The sequence below is a fragment of the Nonomuraea turcica genome (assembly GCF_030718205.1).
Classification (GTDB): Bacteria; Actinomycetota; Actinomycetes; order Streptosporangiales; family Streptosporangiaceae; genus Nonomuraea.
The window spans coordinates 34961-50806 of sequence record NZ_JAUZQF010000014.1 but is presented as its reverse complement, the minus strand read 5'-3'; the positions used below and the strand labels follow the sequence as shown (position 1 = coordinate 50806).

Below are 15846 nucleotides of genomic sequence, written 5' to 3'. Positions count from 1 at the left end.
GGCATCACATGGCGGTCGGATAGGTCTCCGGCTCGAGGTCGCCCCACGGCTCGCCGTGCAGCGGATGCAGCGCCTTGGTGTGCTCCAGCCAGATGAAGGCGTCATAGCGGCGGCCCACGACCGTCGGCACGTAGTTCGCCCAGCGCTCCCGCTCCGGGTGGTACACCACGCCGATGGCCCGGTGCCCCATGGGCTCGTCGTACCACATCGGCCTGGAGCCGGCGGGCACGACGAACAGCGCCCGGCCGTCGGGCAGGTCCGCCTCGTGCAGCAGCGCCTCCAGGGACGCCGGGCGCGCGGCCGGCACCGGCATGACGTGATGCTGCGCGCCCCACCGGTCCGCGGCCACCACCGAACCGCGGTGGCTGCCGAAGCCCACGAGCACCACGGCGTCGCCGTGCCGTTCGCGGGCGAGCTGTCCCAGATTGGTCATCCCGGCCGCCGCCATGTCCGTGGCGCGGGCGTCGCCGACGTGCGTGTTGTGCGCCCACACGATCCCCTTGGGGCCGCGCATGCTCGCCAGCCGGTCCAGGCTGTCGGCCATGTGCACGTCCCTGACGTTCCAGGACTCGGGCCCGCCGCGGACCATGGCCCGGTAGTAGCGTTCGGCGCCGGCCACGATCTCGGCGTTCTGCCGCACGCCGAGGTCTTCGGGCGCCGCCCTGCGCACCGCGGCGAGCAGGTTCACGACCTCGTCCTCGCAGGTGTCCGGCACCAGCCGGGTGGCCAGGCCGTACTGCTGCGGGTCGTGCCCGTAGGACTCGAAGCAGTGCAGGGCGTCCGTCACCGCCTCCAGTTGCGCGGGCAGGTGGGCGGCGGCGTAATGGCGTACGGCGCGCAGCGAGTCCCACAGGCTGTAGACGTCGAGCCCGTAGAAGCCGCAGCGCTCGGGGTGCGGCAGTTTGGCGTTCCAGAGCCGCAGCCAGCGGCAGAAGTCCACGACCTCGTGGTTGGCCCACATGAACGTCGGCCAACGGGCGAAGCCGTACAGGGCCTCGAACGGGTCGGTGTCGGCGGTGACGGCCTGGTTGACCCGTTCGCAGTCGGGCCAGTCCCCTTCGACTCCGATGAAGGTGAACTCCTTCTCCTCGATCAGCCGGCGGGTCAGGTCGCACCGCCAGGCGTAGAAGTCGTGCGTTCCGTGGCTGGCCTCGCCGATCAGCACGAACCGGGCGTCGCCGATGCGTTCGAGCAGCGGGTCGAGGTCGTCGGTGCGGGTCAGCGGCAGAGCGGAGCTCCGCACCTCGTCGATGCTCGTCATTCCTCCTCCTCCGCGAGCACTTGGAGGCATTCGCGGGCGAGCTGGAGCTCCTCCCGCACCTGGACCACCATGACAGGGACGCCGTACGCGCTGACCGGGCCGTCCTCGTGACGGTTGCCGCCGGCGGGCGGCTGAACCCCGAGCAGGCCGAGGCGGCGGCACACCGCCTCGCGCACCTCGGGCTGGTCCCAGCCGATCTCCCCGGTGAACACCAGCGCGTCGATGCGGCTGAGCGACGTGGCCACGGCGGCGATCTCCCTGCTCACCCGGTGGGCGAACACGCTCAGCGCGAGCGCGGCCGCCTCGTCCCCGTCCCGCTCGGCGGCGACCAGGTCTCTGGTGTCCCCCGACCGGCCGTCCGACAGGCCCAGCAGCCCGGATCGCCGTTCCAGTCCTTCGCCCAGCTCCTCCAGCGACAGGTGGCCCTCGGACAACAACCACACCAGCATGCCGGGATCGACGCTGCCCGAGCGTTTGCTCATCGGCACGCCGTCCAGCGGCGTGAACCCCATCGAGGTGTCCAGGCTGCGCCCGCCCGAGACCGCGCACACCGAGCACCCGCCGCCCAGGTGCGCCAGCACCAGCTCCAGCTCGGCCACGGGCCGGCCGAGCAACTCGGCCACCCGGTCGGCGGCCCACGCGTAGGACAGGCCGTGGAAGCCGTAACGACGCAGGCCGTGCCGCTCGCGCCACTCCCGCGGCAGGGCGTACGTGGCGGCCGCCGTCGGCAGGCCGGCGTGGAAAGCGGTGTCCGGGCACAACACGTGCGGCACGGCAGGCAGCTCCTCGCGGGCCGCCGCCAGCAGCGCCAGCGAGGGCGGCAGGTGCAGCGGCGCCAGACTCCTCACCTCACGCAGCGCCGCCACGGTCTCGTCGTCGGCCACCGTCGCGGTCCGCACGATCTCGCCGCCGTGCACCAGCCGGTGCGCCACCGCCCGGATGTCGCGGTCGAAATGCCCGCCGAGGAAGGCCGACACCTCGTCCCTGGCCGTGCCGGGATCGACTGCGCGCTCGGCGTGCGCGCTGTCCAGCACGCTCCCGCCCTGCACCAGATCGAGGCGCAGGCTCGACGAACCGGCGTTGACGGTCAATATCGCCGCCGGCTCGGCCATCTGCTCCTCGATCGCCCCGCTCATGGGGCTCGGCTACCCGCCACTGCCACCACAAAACGGACGTATCCGGACGAATAGCCGATCTGGCTTTACCGCGGTCAGAGGTTGTCTCGTGAGGAGGCCGGGTAGTCGAAGCGCCATGAACATCACCCTTCAGGTCAACGGCGTCCCGCGCGCGGTGGACGTGGACCCCCGGATGTCGCTGCTCGACCTGCTGCGCGAACGGCTGGGGCTGATCGGCGCGAAGAAAGGGTGCGACCACGGCCAGTGCGGGGCCTGCACGGTGCTCATCGACGGGCGGCGGGCCAACTCCTGCCTGGCGCTGGCGGTCGCGATGGAGGGCTCGGAGATCACCACCGTCGAGGGCCTGGCCCGCGGTGACGAGCTGCATCCGCTGCAGGCGGCGTTCATCGAGCACGACGCGTTCCAGTGCGGTTACTGCACGCCGGGGCAGCTCTGCTCGGCGACCGGCATGCTCGGCGAGCCCGGGCCGAGCGCCGTCACCGAGGACATCCTGGTCGACCCCGATCTGACGCCCGCGGAGATCAGGGAGCGGATGAGCGGCAATCTGTGCAGGTGCGGTGCCTACGTCAACATCGTCAGCGCGATCGCCGGCACGGTCACGGGGGTGGCGCGGTGAGGTCGTTCGAGTACGCCCGCGCCGACAGCCCGCCGGACGCGGTACGCCGGTTCCGGCCGGGCGCCATGTACCTGGGCGGCGGCACCAACCTGGTCGATCTCATGCGGCTCGGCGTGGCCGAGCCCGACCGCCTGGTGGACGTCAGCCGCCTGCCGCTCGACGCGATCGAGCAGATCCGCGACCGGCTGCGGATCGGCGCCGCGGTACGCAACAGCGATCTGGCGGCCGACCCGCTCGTCCGCGCCCGCTATCCGATGCTGGCCCGAGCGGTGCTCAGCGGCGCCTCCGGCCAGGTACGCAACATGGCGACGGTGGCCGGCAACCTGCTGCAGCGCACCCGATGCGCGTACTTCCAGGACGTGAGCAGGCCGTGCAACAAGCGCCGGCCCGGCTCCGGCTGCCCCGCGATCGAGGGCGACCACGCGAACCTGGCCGTGCTCGGCCGCTCGGACGCCTGCGTGGCCACCCACCCCTCCGACCTGGCCGTCGCGCTGGCCGCGCTGGAGGCCGAGGTCCACGTCACCGGGCCGGCCGGGGACCGCATCATCCCGATGCCCGGCCTGCACCGCCTGCCCGGCGACGCGCCCGAACAGGACACCGTCCTGGAGCCCGGCGACCTGATCACCGCCGTCGAGCTGCCCGCGCCGCCGCCCGGCGCCTCGGCCTACCGCAAGGTACGCGAGCGCGCGTCGTTCGCCTTCGCCCTCGTGTCCATCGCCGCCGTCATGGACGTCCGTGACGGGATCGTCGCCGGCTGCCGCATCGCGCTCGGCGGCGTCGCCCACGCGCCCTGGCGGGCCGAACGCGCCGAGGAGGCGATCATCGGCGGCCCGGCCACCGGCGCGGCGTTCCTGGCCGCCGCCGAGGCTGAGCTCGCCCAGGCCCGCCCGCTGCCGCGCAACGCCTTCAAGGTCCCCCTGGCGCGCAACCTCATCGTCAGCACGCTCGAGGAGCTCACGCCGTGAACCGCGTCGAGGGCCGTGTCAAGGTCACCGGGCTGGCCACGTACGCCGCCGAATACCCGGTCGAAGGCGTCACCTACGCCTATCCCGTGCAGTCGCGCATCGCCAAGGGCCGCATCACCCACGTGGACGTGAGCCGGGCGCTCGCCATGCCCGGCGTGCTGAGCGTGCTGTCCGTCGAGGAGCCGCCCGAGCTGGCCGAGGACGCCGACGCCGAGCTGGCCCTGTTCCAGAGCCGCGACGTCGCCTACCGCGGCCAGCTGATCGCCGCCGCGGTCGCCGACACCTACGAGAACGCCCGCGCCGCCGCCGACGCCGTCCGCGTCGCCTACGAGCCCGCCGACCACGACGTCGGCCTGCGCGCCGACCACCCCGGCCTCTACCGGCCGGAGGTCGTCAACCCGGACTACCCCGCCGACACCGAGCAGGGCGACCTCGAGGCGGGCCTGGCCGAGGCCGCGGCCACGGTCGACGTGACGTACACGACCCCGGTCCTGCACAACAACCCGATGGAGCCGCACGCCGCCCTCGCCCTGTGGGCCGCCGACGGCAGGCTGCTGGTCTACGACTCGGCGCAAGGCGCCTCCATCGACCGCGACATCATCGCCAAGACGCTCGGCCTGCCGCCGAACCGCGTCCGCGTCGTCTCCAGGCACGTCGGCGGCGGCTTCGGCAGCAAGGGCACCACCCGGCCGCACGCCGTACTCGCCGCCCTGGCCGCCAGAGCCGTGGGCCGGCCGGTCAAGGTCGCGCTGACCAGGCAGCAGATGTTCGACGTCACCGGCTACCGCACCCCCACGATCCAGCGGCTGCGATTGGGCGCGGACGCCGACGGGCGGCTGACCGCGCTGGAGCACGTCGCGTACGAGCAGAGCTCCACGCTTGTGGAGTTCGCCGAGCAGACCGCGACCCCGGCCCGCGTCATGTACGCCGCGCCCGCGCTGCGGACCGCGCACCGGCTGGTCCGGCTGGACGTGGCCACCCCGTCGTGGATGCGTGCCCCCGGCGAGTGCCCCGGCATGTACGCGCTCGAATCCGCCATGGACGAGCTGGCCTACGCCGCCGGCCTCGACCCCGTCGAGCTGCGGATCCGCAACGACCCGCAGACCGAGCCGGACAGCGGCCTGCCGTTCAGCTCCCGCAACCTGGTCGCCTGCCTGCGCGAGGGCGCCCGCCGCTTCGGCTGGGACCGGCGCGACCCGGCTCCGGGCGTCCGGCGGGAAGGAGAGTGGCTGGTCGGGACCGGCGTGGCCGCCTCCACCTACCCGGCCAGGCGCATGCCGTCGCAGGCCCTGGCCACGATGCAGGACGGCGACTTCCTCATTCAGGTGGCCGCCACCGACATCGGCACCGGCGCGCGTACCGCGCTGACCAGGATCGCGGCCGAGACGCTCGGCGTCGCCCCCGACCGGGTGCACGTGGAGCTGGGCGACAGCGACCTGCCGACCGCGCCGGTCGCCGGCGGCTCGATGGGCACGGCCTCGTGGGGGTCGGCCGTCGTGCGCGCCTGCGAGGAGCTGATGAAGAACGGCAAGGAGGGCCGCGCCGACACCACCGGGGAGGTCGCCGCCGACACGCGGCTGGCCAGGCACGCCTTCGGCGCCCAGTTCGCCGAGGTCCGGGTCAGCGCGGTGACCGGTGAGGTACGGGTGTCACGCCTGCTCGGCGTGTTCGCCGCCGGGCACATCGTGGACGCCGAGCTGGCGAGGTCGCAGTTCATCGGCGGCATGACGATGGGCCTGGGCATGGCGCTGATGGAGGAGACGCAGACCGACGAGGAGTTCGGCGGCTTCCTGCGGCGCGACCTGGCGCAGTACCACGTGCCCGCCTGCGCCGACGTCGAGAGCATCGAGGCGGTCTGGCTGGAGGAGCAGGACGAGCGGCTCAACCCGATGGGGAGCAAGGGCATCGGCGAGATCGGCATCGTCGGCACCGCGGCCGCCATCGGCAACGCCGTCCACCACGCCACCGGCCACCGCGTCCGCGACCTCCCCATTACGCCGGCGAAGATCCTCGTGCCAAGGTTTTGACCCGGTTTGGAGGGAAGGAGAGGTCTCTCGTGCAGACGACGGGAGGCCGCGTGGAACGGGAGATGGAGCAGGAGCGGGCGGACGCGCTGGTCAGCGCCGCCATCGCGTCGATCTGCTACATCGCGCCGACCGCGCAGCACCGGGTGCTGTTCCGGCAGGGCCGCAAGGAGACGCTGGTACGCCGCTCCAACCTCTACGGCATCCTGGGCGCGCTCGCGCTGGCGGTGTCGATGACCACGGCCACCATGCTCGTGATCGACTACCTCTTCGGCCCTGCGCTGGCCTGGGTCACCGCCGGCGTCATCGCCGCGCTGGCCCTGTGGACGTGGTTCGCCCAGGCGGCGCTCAACCGGTCCGACGATCAGCCGTCCTCAGGCGGCAGCGCCGTGCCGTCCCCGTCCTCGGGCGGCGCCGCGGCGCCGTCGTCCCGCGACGACTGACGCGCGTAGGCGGCCCGCGCCACCATGTACGCCGCGACCGCCACGGTGACCACCTGAGCGGCCCCCACCAGCAGCAGCGGCCCCGCCGTCGCCCAGGTGGGCCGGTGCAGCCACATGGCGAGCAGCACCAGCAGCACCCCCGCCACCTGCGGCTTCGTGCCCGCGTGCATGCGGTCCAGGGTGGTGCGGAAGCGCACGAGCCCGGCGCCGGCCGACAACGCCAGCAGCGCGCCGAGCAGCAGGCAGGCCGCGGCCGCCCCGTCGAGCGGGCTCACCGCGACTTCCCCGAGAAGAACCTGGCCAGCGACACCGACCCGACGAACCCCAGCAGCGACAGCACCAGCAGGATGGGCAGGTCCGCATAGTCGTCCGTGGCCACGGCGAACGCCCCGACCCCGCACATCGCCAGTGCCGTCATCGTGTCGAGCGCCACCGCCCGGTCCAGCATCGACGGGCCGCGCGCCGCCCGGTAGAGCGTGAGCGCCGCCGCGCATCCGAGCAGGACGAGCGTCACCACGTACACCGGCATCATCCCAGTTCCTCCAGATCCCGCCCGGTGCCGAACGCCGCCACGATGCGCGACTCCAGCGCGGCCACCTCGGCCCGGACGGCCTCGGCGGCGTCGCCGGGCAGGCCGAGCACGTGCACCATGAGGCACCGCTCCGCGACGTACGCCTCCACGATGATGCTGCCGGGCACGTTCGCCAGCGCCGCCATGATCATCGTGATCATGGCGTCCGACGACGTGCGCAGCCGCACGCGGACCAACAGGGTCGGCGGCGGCCCCGGCCGGAACACCCACATCACCACCCGCGCGGTCGAGACGACCATGTCCCAGCCGAACCACACCAGGAAGCGCGCCAGCGCCACCGGGCGGACCCTGATGCCCGGGTCGAGCATGGGCAGCGGCAGCAGCCACGTCACCACGAGCGCGACCGCCACCCCGCCCAGCACGTTGCCGGCCGACACGTCGCCCCACAGGGTCATCCACACCAGCACCAGCCAGGCGATCAGCGCCAGCCGCGCCTTCACCGGTCCCTCCCCAGCACGGCCTCGATGTACGGGCCGCGCGCCAGCAGCTCCCCCGCCGCCCGCTGCGCCAGCGCCGACAGCGGCCCGGCCAGCACCGTGTACGACAGCCCGAGCGCCACCAGCGCCGCCACCGGGCCGGACAGCGCCACGGGCAACGTCGTCGTGGTCACCGTGGGCTCCTGGCCGGTGACCTCCTCGCTCTCCACCACCGTGCCCGTCCTGGCCTCCCGCGGGGCGCGCCAGAACGCCTTGCCCCAGGTCTTGGCGACCGCGTACAGGGTGAGCAGGCTCGTCAGCAGCCCCGCGGTCACCAGCACGCGGGCCAGCGCCCCGCCGTCGGCCAGGCCGGCCTGCACCAGCATGAGCTTGCCCAGGAAGCCTGACATCGGAGGGATGCCGGACAGGTTCATGGCGGGCACGAAGAACAACACGGCGATCAGCGGCGCCGTCTTCATCAGGCCGCCGAGCCCGGTCACGGACGTCGTGCCGGTACGCCGCTCGATCAGCCCGGTCACCAGGAACAACCCGGTCTGGACGGTGATGTGGTGCACCACGTAGAAGATCGCGCCGGCCATGCCCGCCACCGTGGCCAGCGCCACCCCGAACACCATGTACCCGATGTGGCTGACCAGGGTGAAGGACAACATCCGTTTGATGTCGGTCTGGGCGACCGCGCCGAGCACCCCCGACAGCATCGTGGCCAGCGCCACCCACATCAGCAGCACCGAGACCGGTCCGCCGGGGAACAGCAGCGCCTCCAGCCTGATGAGCGAGTACACGCCGACCTTGGTGAGCAGCCCGGCGAACACGGCCGTGGCCGGGGCGGGCGCGGTCGGGTAGGAGTCCGGAAGCCACGCCGAGATGGGGAACATCGCCGCCTTGATCGCGAACACCAGCAGCAGCATGAGCTCCACCAGCAGCTTCACCTGCTCGGGCAGCATGGTGAACCGCAGCGCGAGCTGCGCCATCGACAGCGTCCCCGTGGCCGCGTACGTGATCGCCAGCGCCATGAGGAACACCATCGACGAGACCAGCGCCATCAGCGTGTACGTGGCGCCCGCCCGGATCCTGGACTCGGTGCCGCCGAACGTGAGCAGCACGTACGAGCCGCTCAGCAGCAGCTCGTAGGCCACGAACAGGTTGAACAGGTCCCCCGACAGGAACGCGTCGGCCACCCCCGCCACCATCACCAGGAACGCCGGATGGAAGATCGCCATCGGTGCGTCGTGCTCCTGCACGTCGTAGGCGTTGGCCACCGAGTACACCATCACGCACAGCGTCACGGCCGACGACACCACCAGTAGCAGCGTCGACAGCCGGTCGGCGACCAGGCAGATCCCGACCGGCGACGGCCAGCCGCCCAGCTCGGTGACCAGCGGGCCGCCCGCGTCCACCGTTACGAGCAGCAGCACCGACACCACGAGCGACACGCCGAGCGTGACGATGCTGATGAGCGACTGCAGGTGCCGCAGCCGCCCGCCGATGGCCAGCTTCACCCCGGCCGCCAGCAGCGGCAGCACCACGGGCACGCAGACGAGGCTCTCGATCGTGTGCGCTGTCACGAGTCCTCGCCCTCCAGCTCCGGGTCCTGTGCGAGCGCCTGGCGCGTCCGCTCGTCCCTGATGGCCGCCCGCATCTGCCGCAGCGCCTCCCGCTGGCGCGCCCTGAGCCTGCGGCGCAGCTCCCGCTCCCTGGCCGCCTGCGCCTCGCGCCGGCGCGCGTGCTCCTCACGCAGCTCCTCGATGCGCAGCACGTTGTCCGTGGCGGCGGCCTCCTCGCGCTGCCCGGCCGCCTCCAGGCGGCCCTGGATCTCCTCCTCCGACACCCCAAGCTCCCGGTGCTCGCGCATCCAGCGCTCCAGCTCCGAGTGCACGCGGGAGATCCGCCGCTCCAGGTCGGCCTCCTCCAGGCGCTCCCGCTCGGCCTGCTCGGCCTCCAGGTGTGCCAGCTCGGCCCGCTGCTCGGCGACCAGCCGCCGGTAGGCGTCCTGGCGGCGGCGCACGGCGTCACTCAGCTCGCCGCGCCGGGCCCGCAGCCGCACCCGCCGGTCCTCGGTGTCGTCCTGGACCTCGTCGCTGCCGGTGAGCTGCCACGAGCGGTGCACCAGGGCCAGCAGGAACGCCGTCATGCCCAGGGTGATCACGATGGCGGTCAGCACCATGGCCTGCGGCAGCGGGTCGGCCATGCCCTGGGTCCCGGTGAAGGGCGGGCCGCCGGCGTCGCCGCCCGCGGTCACGATCAGCAGGTTCACCCCGTTGCCCAGCATGATCACGCCTGCCAGGACCCGTACCAGGCTGCGTTCGAGCAGCAGCGTCACCCCGGCCGCGAGCATCGCGCAGCACGCCGCCAGGGGCAGCAGCGACACGGTCACGTGTTCTCCCCGGCGTCGATCTGCCGGTCCAGCTCGGCGCCCAGGCCGCGCAGGATGTCCTGCACCATGCCGATCACCGACACGTACACGCCGAGGTCGAACAGCAGGCCCGTCGACACGTGCACGTGCCCGATCAGCGGCACGCTCACGTCGGCGGCCAGCATGTCCAGAGCGGCCGAGCCGAACAGCAGGCCGGCCAGCGCCGTCCCCGCCGACAGCGTCAGCCCCACCCCCATCAGCACGCCCGCGTGCACCGGCACCGCCGTGGCCAGCTCGTTGCGGCCGCCCGCCAGGTACCGCACCATGATCGCCAGCCCGGCCACGATGCCGCCCGCGAACCCGCCGCCCACCGCGCTGTGCCCGATGAACAGCAGGTACACCGACAACACCAGCACCGTGTGGAACGTCAGCCGGGCCGTCACCTCGAACGCGATCACCCGCTGTCCCGGCGGCAGCGTGGCCGCCAGCCAGTGCGTGCGCTCGGCGGGCGGGTGCTCGCCCGGCTCGATGCGGTACGACCTGCGCCGCAGGAACACCATGCTGGTCAGGCCCAGGGTCAGCACGACCAGCACCGTGCTCTCGCCCAGGGTGTCCCAGGCGCGGATGTCGACGATCAGCGCACCGACGATGTTGCGCATGCCCGCCTGCTCCGCCGCCGCCTCCATCAGCGCGCCGACCGGCTCCGTGCCGCGCGCGTCCATCGCCAGCACGGCGGCGCCCGTGGCCATCACGCCCACGGCCAGTCCGATCGCCGCGCGCAGCGGCATCGGCAGCCTGCCCTTGACCGGCTCGATCGGCAGCCGCCGCAACACCAGCGCGAACAGGACCAGGGCGACCGTCTCGGCCAGGAACTGGGTGAGCGCCAGGTCGGGCGAGCCGTGCGCGAGGAACAGCAGCGCCGTGCCGTACCCGGTGAAGCCCACGACGACGGCCAGGAAGACGTACGCGCGGGCGAACAGCGCCAGCACCGCCGCCGCGATCGTCAGGACGGCCACGATCGGCTGCTCGGGCCGCTGCCAGCCGGTGACCGGCAGGTCCACGCGCAGCACGCCGCCGTGCAGGAGGGAGAACACGCCGACGCCGACCATGGCCAGCAGCGTCAGCATCAGGTAGTCGGGCACGGAGCCGCGCTGGATGAGGCCGGTGAGCTGGAGGGCGAAGCGGTCCAGGCGGCGGATGAGCGCCCAGAACAGCTGACCGGTGTCGTACACGTGCAGCGCCGCGCCCGCCCTGGCCACCGGCTCCCTGGCCAGGAACAGCGCCACGCCCGCTGCCAGGGCCGCCGCCGACAGCAGCAGAGGTGTGGCGTGCGCGCTCCACAGCGCCAGGTGGCCGCCGCCGTACCAGGTGCCGAACCAGGCGGCCAGCGGCGCCAGCACCAGGCCCAGCACCGCCGGCAACACCGTGGGCGCGAACATGGCCGCGGGCACCGGGTGCACCGGCCGCTCCGCCACGCCCGGCTTGGCGGCGAACGCGCCCCACAGGAAGCGCAGCGTGTACGCCGCCGTCAACGCCGACCCCGCCACCACGCCCGCCAGCACGATCGGGTCGTGCAGCAGCGCCTCCAGAGCGGCTTCCTTGCCGACGAAACCGGCCAGCGGCGGCAGCCCGGCCATGGACGCCCCCGCCAGCACCGCCACCGCGCACACCCACGGCATCGCCCGCCCCACCCCGCTGAGCTCGCCTGTCTCCCGGCTGCCCGCCGCATGATCGACGATGCCCACCACCAGGAACAACGCCGCCTTGAACAGCCCGTGCGCCGCCATCATGGCCGCCCCTGCCAGCGCGGCCCCCGAGCCGAAGAGCACGATGAGAAAGCCCAGCTGGCTGACCGTGCCGTAGGCCAGCAGCCGTTTGAGATCCGTCTCGCGCAGCGCCCGCCAGCCGCCCAGCAGCATCGTGAGCACGCCGAGCGGCACCGCCACCGCCCGCCACAGCGGCACGTCGCCGGCCACCGGGGCCAGCCTGGCCACCAGGTAGACGCCTGCCTTCACCATGGCGGCCGCGTGCAGGTACGCCGACACGGGGGTGGGCGCGGCCATGGCGGCCGGCAGCCACATGCTGAAGGGGAAGATCGCCGACTTCGCCAGCGCCCCCGTCAGGATCAGCACGGCGGCGACCGCGCCGAGGTCTCCCGGGGTGAGCGCGGAGATCCGGTACGTGCCCGCCGCCTGGCCGGTGAGCACGAGCCCGCCCAGCATGGCCAGGCCGCCGAACGTGGTGACGGTCAGCGCCTTCATCGCCGCCTGGCGGCTCATCCGGCTCTCCGGGTCGTACCCGATCAGCAGGTAGGAGAAGACGGTGGTCAGCTCCCAGAACACGTACAGGAGGAGCAGGTTGTCGGCCGTCACCAGCCCCAGCATCGATCCGGCGAAGGCCACCATGGCGGCGCCGTAGCGCCCGAGCCCGTCGTCGCCCTCGGGGAAGTAGCGCGCGCTGTAGACCAGCACCAGCACCCCGACGCCGGTGACGAGCGTCATCATCAGCACCGCCAGCGCGTCGAACCGGAACGACAGCTCCATGCCCATCGCCCAGCTCGTCCCCTGGCTCTCCTGCGGCCCGCTCGGGGTGTGGCCGGAGGCGGCCCCGGGGACGAGCCACAGGGTGTAGCCGAAGGCGGCCGCCGGAGCGAGCGCCAGCAGGGCCAAGGAGCCGCGGCCCATGCGGCGGGCCAGCCAGGGAGCGCAGATGGCCGCCCCCGCATGCAGGATGAGCAGCGACTCCAGCGGCTCCATGGGCTCCTCAGGCGGGACGTACTTTTTCCGGCTACGTCCGCCCAATCTCCATGCTTCAACCCCCGCCGCGACGCAGGCACGGCGGGGGTTGACCCGAACGTCACCAGTCCCAGGACTGGACGCGAAGGTCAGGTCTGAGCAGCGGCGGCGCAGGCTCCGGGGCGCGGCGCGCGGGCCGTGATCAGGTAGTGGTCGATCTGCCGCTCCAGGCAGGACGTGCCGCCCTGGTAGGCGAGGTGGCCGTCGGCGTCGTTGGTGAGCAGAACCCCGTGCTCCAGCTGCGCGGCCAGCCTCTTGGCCAGCTGGTACGGCGTCGCCGGGTCGCGGGTCGTGCCCACCACCACGATCGGCGGCGACCCCTTGGCCCGCACCTTCCTGGTGAACCTGGTGCCCTTGACCGGCCAGTACGGGCAGGCGGACTCGGGGTGGTCGACGCACATGATGGCTCTGTTCGCCTCCAGCAGGTTGCTGTACGTGCCGTTGGGCAGCCGGCCGGTGTAGGAGTCGGCCAGCCTCAGCAACAGCGTGCCGTCACCCTTGAACGCCGCTCCCAGCGCCTGGCGCAGGAACGGCCAGTAGGCCTTCGAGTACATCGCCTGCTTCACAGCAGTGCTGACCAGGGACTCGGTGACCTGCCTGCCGTCGTAGGTGTTGCGCAGCGGCGCCCGGTCGGCCCGCTTGAACAGCGCCAGCAGCCGCTTTTCCGCCGCGGCGACCGTGTGCTTCGTGAACGGGCAGTCCTTGGCCTTGAAGCAGTCGCGCAGGAACGACACCACCGCCACCTGGAAGCCGGCGGCCTGCGACCGGCCGAACTCCTCGCCGGTCTGGCTCGGGTCCTCGGCGCCGTCGAGCACCATGGCGCGGATCCTGGTCGGGAACAGATCGGCGTATCTGGTGCCGAGGTAGGTGCCGTACGACCAGCCGAAGTACGTCAGTCGCTTCTCGCCCAGCGCGGCACGCATGACGTCCATGTCCCGCGCCGCCTCGCCGGTGCCCACGTGCTTGAGCAGCTGCTTGCCGGAGTTGACCTCGCAGCCCTTGGCGAACGCCTGCTGCCACTGCTTGACCTGCTTGATCTCCGCCTTGGTGTCAGGGGTCCCGTCGGCGGCGTGATAGGCGTCCATGGCGAGCGGCGGCAGGCAGCGCACGGGCGAGGACCGGCCGACGCCACGCGGATCGAAGCTGACCACGTCGAAACGTTGCCGGACGGCCGCCGACACCGCCGATTTGTCGACCTTGAGATGGTCGACCCCCGAGTCGCCGGGGCCGCCGAAGTTCAGCACGATCGAACCGATCTTTTTCCCGGTCGCCGGGAGCCGGATCATGCTGATCTTAATCTGCTTGCCACTGGGATTCGAATAGTCCAGTGGCACGCGTAATTTCGCGCATTCGAACCCGTCGCCACAGGAGGTCCAGCTCAAGCGTTGACCGTAGTAGCCGCCTGCCTTTTCGGCCGCGGCGGCCGGAGCCGTACCGGTGAGACCGGTGACGGCGATCAAGCCTGCGAGGGCAGGCGCAATGATTTTGATTGAGTGTCGCATGAACAAAAGGTGAAGGAGAATTCTTGCGAGCCCCTTTAAGCAAGCTGGAATAGATCACTTGCAAGCAGCGCGCCCACCAGGTGACAGGACGCAGCGGGCGCGAGAGCATGGCGGGTGATGGATGAGCGGCGTGTGATACGCGTTTCGAAATATCTGGCCCGGCATCTGCGGCACGATCCGCAGCGCATCGGCATCACGCTCGACGCCAACGGCTGGGTGCCGGTCGAGGAGTTGCTGCGGGCCGCCGCCGAGCACGGGTTCCCGATCACGGCGGCTGAGTTGGCGCAGGTCGTCGAGTCCAACGACAAACGGCGCTACGCGCTCGAGGACGGCAGGATCCGGGCCAGTCAGGGGCATTCCGTGCCGGTGGATCTCGACCTGCCCGCCGTCGAGCCGCCCGAGGTGCTCTATCACGGGACCGTGGCGCGGTTCGTGGCGGCGATCAAGAACGAAGGGCTGCGGCCGATGAGCCGCCATCACGTGCACCTGTCGCCCGACCGGGAGAGGGCGACGCGGGTGGGAGCGCGGCGGGGCGTCCCGGTCGTGCTGGTGGTGGGGGCCGGGGAGATGCACGCGGACGGGCACGTGTTCCGGCGCAGCGCGAACGGGGTGTGGCTGGTCGATCACGTGCCTCCCGGCTACCTGCGCTTCCCGTCGTGAAGCACACCGCGGGCTGGTGGTCCCGGAAGCACAGGCACGTGAGCGGCCGCCCGCCTCATCGGGCGGCGCGGCGGAGCCGGTCGGAGACCTCGCGGAGGACCGGCACCAGCTCAGGCGGGTCGAGGACCTCGAAATCGAAGCCCTTGACCGCGATGTAGATCGCCAGTTCGTCGAGCGCGTTGGAGCCGGTGACGTACAGGCAGGTGTTCGCGTCCACCGCCTCCAGCCGCCCCGCACCCGCCGAGGTCTGGGGCGCGACCGCTTCCAGGGGCGCGTGGAAGAGGATGCGCGCCTGGTAGCGGTACGGTGCGGACGTGATGGCCCTGGACACGTACGCGGCCACGTCCGGCGCGGGCGGCGTACGCGGCTCGAACCGGGCCCCCGGCATCCCCAGCGGCCCGTGGATGCGGTCCACCCGGAACGTCCGCCAGTCCTCCTTGGCCACGTCCCAGGCCAGCAGATACCACCGCCGCGGCGTGTGGACCAGGCGGTGCGGCTCGACCTCACGTTCGGACAGGCCCCCGCGTCCCTGGTAGCGCAGGCGCAGGCGGCGCCGGTCGCGGCAGGCGGCGGCCAGCCCGGTCAGCAGGTCGGCGCTCACGGCGGGGGCGGCCGCGCCGGCCAGCGGCACCGTCGCGGCCTGGAACGCGCTCACCCGGTGCCGCAGTCGTGACGGCAGCACCTGCTGCAGCTTGGTCAGCGCACGCAGCGCGCTCTCCTCCAGCCCGGCGACGCTGCCGGTGGCGGCGGTGTGCAGGCTGATCGCCACGGCCACGGCCTCCTCGTCGTCGAGCAGCAGCGGCGGCAGGGCCGCGCCCACGCCGAGCCGGTAGCCGCCGGCCACGCCGGGGGTGGCGTCCACCGGGTAACCGAGGTCACGCAGCCGGTCGATGTCGCGCCGCACGGTCCGCAGCCCCACCTCGAGCCGTTCGGCCAGCTCCGCGCCCGTCCAGTCGGCGCGCGCCTGGAGGAGGGAGAGCAGGCGGAGCAGCCGGGCCGAGGTTTCCCACATGGATCCCATTCTGCCGCCACATTGGTGCCAGAAGCTGTCACCAATGCTTC

General features: G+C 72.4%; 15 protein-coding genes. 5 read left to right on the top strand and 10 right to left on the bottom strand.

Annotation, left to right across the window (positions count from 1 at the left end):
* Window positions 1-4: 4 nt before the first annotated feature.
* Both Q9G87_RS32760 and Q9G87_RS32755 read right to left on the bottom strand, forming a co-directional pair.
* Window positions 5-1261, bottom strand: coding sequence for an erythromycin esterase family protein (locus tag Q9G87_RS32760; protein WP_305920401.1), 1257 nt, complete (start codon window positions 1259-1261; stop codon window positions 5-7).
* Window positions 1258-2397 carry an acetate/propionate family kinase gene (locus Q9G87_RS32755; protein ID WP_305920400.1) on the bottom strand — a complete coding sequence of 380 codons (1140 nt, stop codon included), beginning with the start codon at window positions 2395-2397 and terminating at the stop codon, window positions 1258-1260. Before Q9G87_RS32755 ends, Q9G87_RS32760 begins: the two co-directional genes overlap by 4 nt.
* A gap of 115 nt (window positions 2398-2512) precedes the next feature.
* Between Q9G87_RS32755 and Q9G87_RS32750 the strand changes: the two genes are divergently transcribed.
* From Q9G87_RS32750 to Q9G87_RS32735, 4 genes are read left to right on the top strand one after another with little or no spacing between them, the layout of a single operon-like run.
* A complete protein-coding gene (locus Q9G87_RS32750) occupies window positions 2513-3013 on the top strand; it encodes a (2Fe-2S)-binding protein (RefSeq protein ID WP_305920399.1) in 501 nt (166 codons plus the stop codon).
* A complete protein-coding gene (locus Q9G87_RS32745) occupies window positions 3010-3978 on the top strand; it encodes an FAD binding domain-containing protein (RefSeq protein ID WP_305920398.1) in 969 nt (322 codons plus the stop codon). Before Q9G87_RS32750 ends, Q9G87_RS32745 begins: the two co-directional genes overlap by 4 nt.
* Window positions 3975-6005: a xanthine dehydrogenase family protein molybdopterin-binding subunit gene (locus tag Q9G87_RS32740; protein ID WP_305920397.1), complete on the top strand. Its 2031-nt coding sequence runs from the start codon at window positions 3975-3977 to the stop codon at window positions 6003-6005. Before Q9G87_RS32745 ends, Q9G87_RS32740 begins: the two co-directional genes overlap by 4 nt.
* A gap of 29 nt (window positions 6006-6034) precedes the next feature.
* On the top strand, window positions 6035-6445 hold the full coding sequence (locus Q9G87_RS32735; protein ID WP_305920396.1) for a DUF6328 family protein: 411 nt from the start codon (window positions 6035-6037) through the stop codon (window positions 6443-6445).
* Here Q9G87_RS32735 and Q9G87_RS32730 read toward each other — a convergent pair.
* The 7 genes from Q9G87_RS32730 to Q9G87_RS32700 all read right to left on the bottom strand — a co-directional run bounded on the left by Q9G87_RS32730 (window position 6367) and on the right by Q9G87_RS32700 (window position 13908).
* Window positions 6367-6720, bottom strand: a complete 354-nt coding sequence (locus Q9G87_RS32730) for a monovalent cation/H(+) antiporter subunit G (protein WP_305920395.1) — start codon at window positions 6718-6720, stop codon at window positions 6367-6369. The genes Q9G87_RS32735 and Q9G87_RS32730 overlap by 79 nt on opposite strands.
* A complete protein-coding gene (locus tag Q9G87_RS32725) occupies window positions 6717-6977 on the bottom strand; it encodes a monovalent cation/H+ antiporter complex subunit F (RefSeq protein WP_305920394.1) in 261 nt (86 codons plus the stop codon). Before Q9G87_RS32725 ends, Q9G87_RS32730 begins: the two co-directional genes overlap by 4 nt.
* Entirely contained in the window at window positions 6974-7477 is a 504-nt protein-coding gene (locus Q9G87_RS32720) for a Na+/H+ antiporter subunit E (RefSeq protein ID WP_305920393.1), read from the bottom strand. The genes Q9G87_RS32725 and Q9G87_RS32720 overlap by 4 nt, the downstream gene beginning before the upstream one ends.
* Window positions 7474-9039 carry a Na+/H+ antiporter subunit D gene (locus tag Q9G87_RS32715; RefSeq protein WP_305920392.1) on the bottom strand — a complete coding sequence of 522 codons (1566 nt, stop codon included), beginning with the start codon at window positions 9037-9039 and terminating at the stop codon, window positions 7474-7476. Before Q9G87_RS32715 ends, Q9G87_RS32720 begins: the two co-directional genes overlap by 4 nt.
* The gene (locus tag Q9G87_RS32710; RefSeq protein WP_305920391.1) at window positions 9036-9848 is read right to left on the bottom strand and encodes a Na(+)/H(+) antiporter subunit C; all 813 of its coding nucleotides are present in this window, start codon (window positions 9846-9848) and stop codon (window positions 9036-9038) included. Before Q9G87_RS32710 ends, Q9G87_RS32715 begins: the two co-directional genes overlap by 4 nt.
* Window positions 9845-12583 (bottom strand): Na+/H+ antiporter subunit A, encoded by a 2739-nt coding sequence (locus Q9G87_RS32705; protein WP_305920390.1) that lies wholly within the window; start codon window positions 12581-12583, stop codon window positions 9845-9847. The genes Q9G87_RS32710 and Q9G87_RS32705 overlap by 4 nt, the downstream gene beginning before the upstream one ends.
* A gap of 128 nt (window positions 12584-12711) precedes the next feature.
* On the bottom strand, window positions 12712-13908 hold the full coding sequence (locus Q9G87_RS32700; RefSeq protein WP_305920389.1) for an alpha/beta hydrolase: 1197 nt from the start codon (window positions 13906-13908) through the stop codon (window positions 12712-12714).
* Between the two features lie 333 nt (window positions 13909-14241).
* On the opposite strand from Q9G87_RS32700, the gene Q9G87_RS32695 reads away from it, so the two are divergent.
* The gene (locus Q9G87_RS32695; protein ID WP_305920388.1) at window positions 14242-14784 is read left to right on the top strand and encodes an RNA 2'-phosphotransferase; all 543 of its coding nucleotides are present in this window, start codon (window positions 14242-14244) and stop codon (window positions 14782-14784) included.
* A 55-nt stretch (window positions 14785-14839) separates the two neighbouring features.
* Here the strand turns inward: Q9G87_RS32695 and Q9G87_RS32690 are convergent, their stop codons facing one another.
* Window positions 14840-15796, bottom strand: coding sequence for a helix-turn-helix transcriptional regulator (locus Q9G87_RS32690; RefSeq protein WP_305920387.1), 957 nt, complete (start codon window positions 15794-15796; stop codon window positions 14840-14842).
* Window positions 15797-15846: the final 50 nt, after the last annotated feature.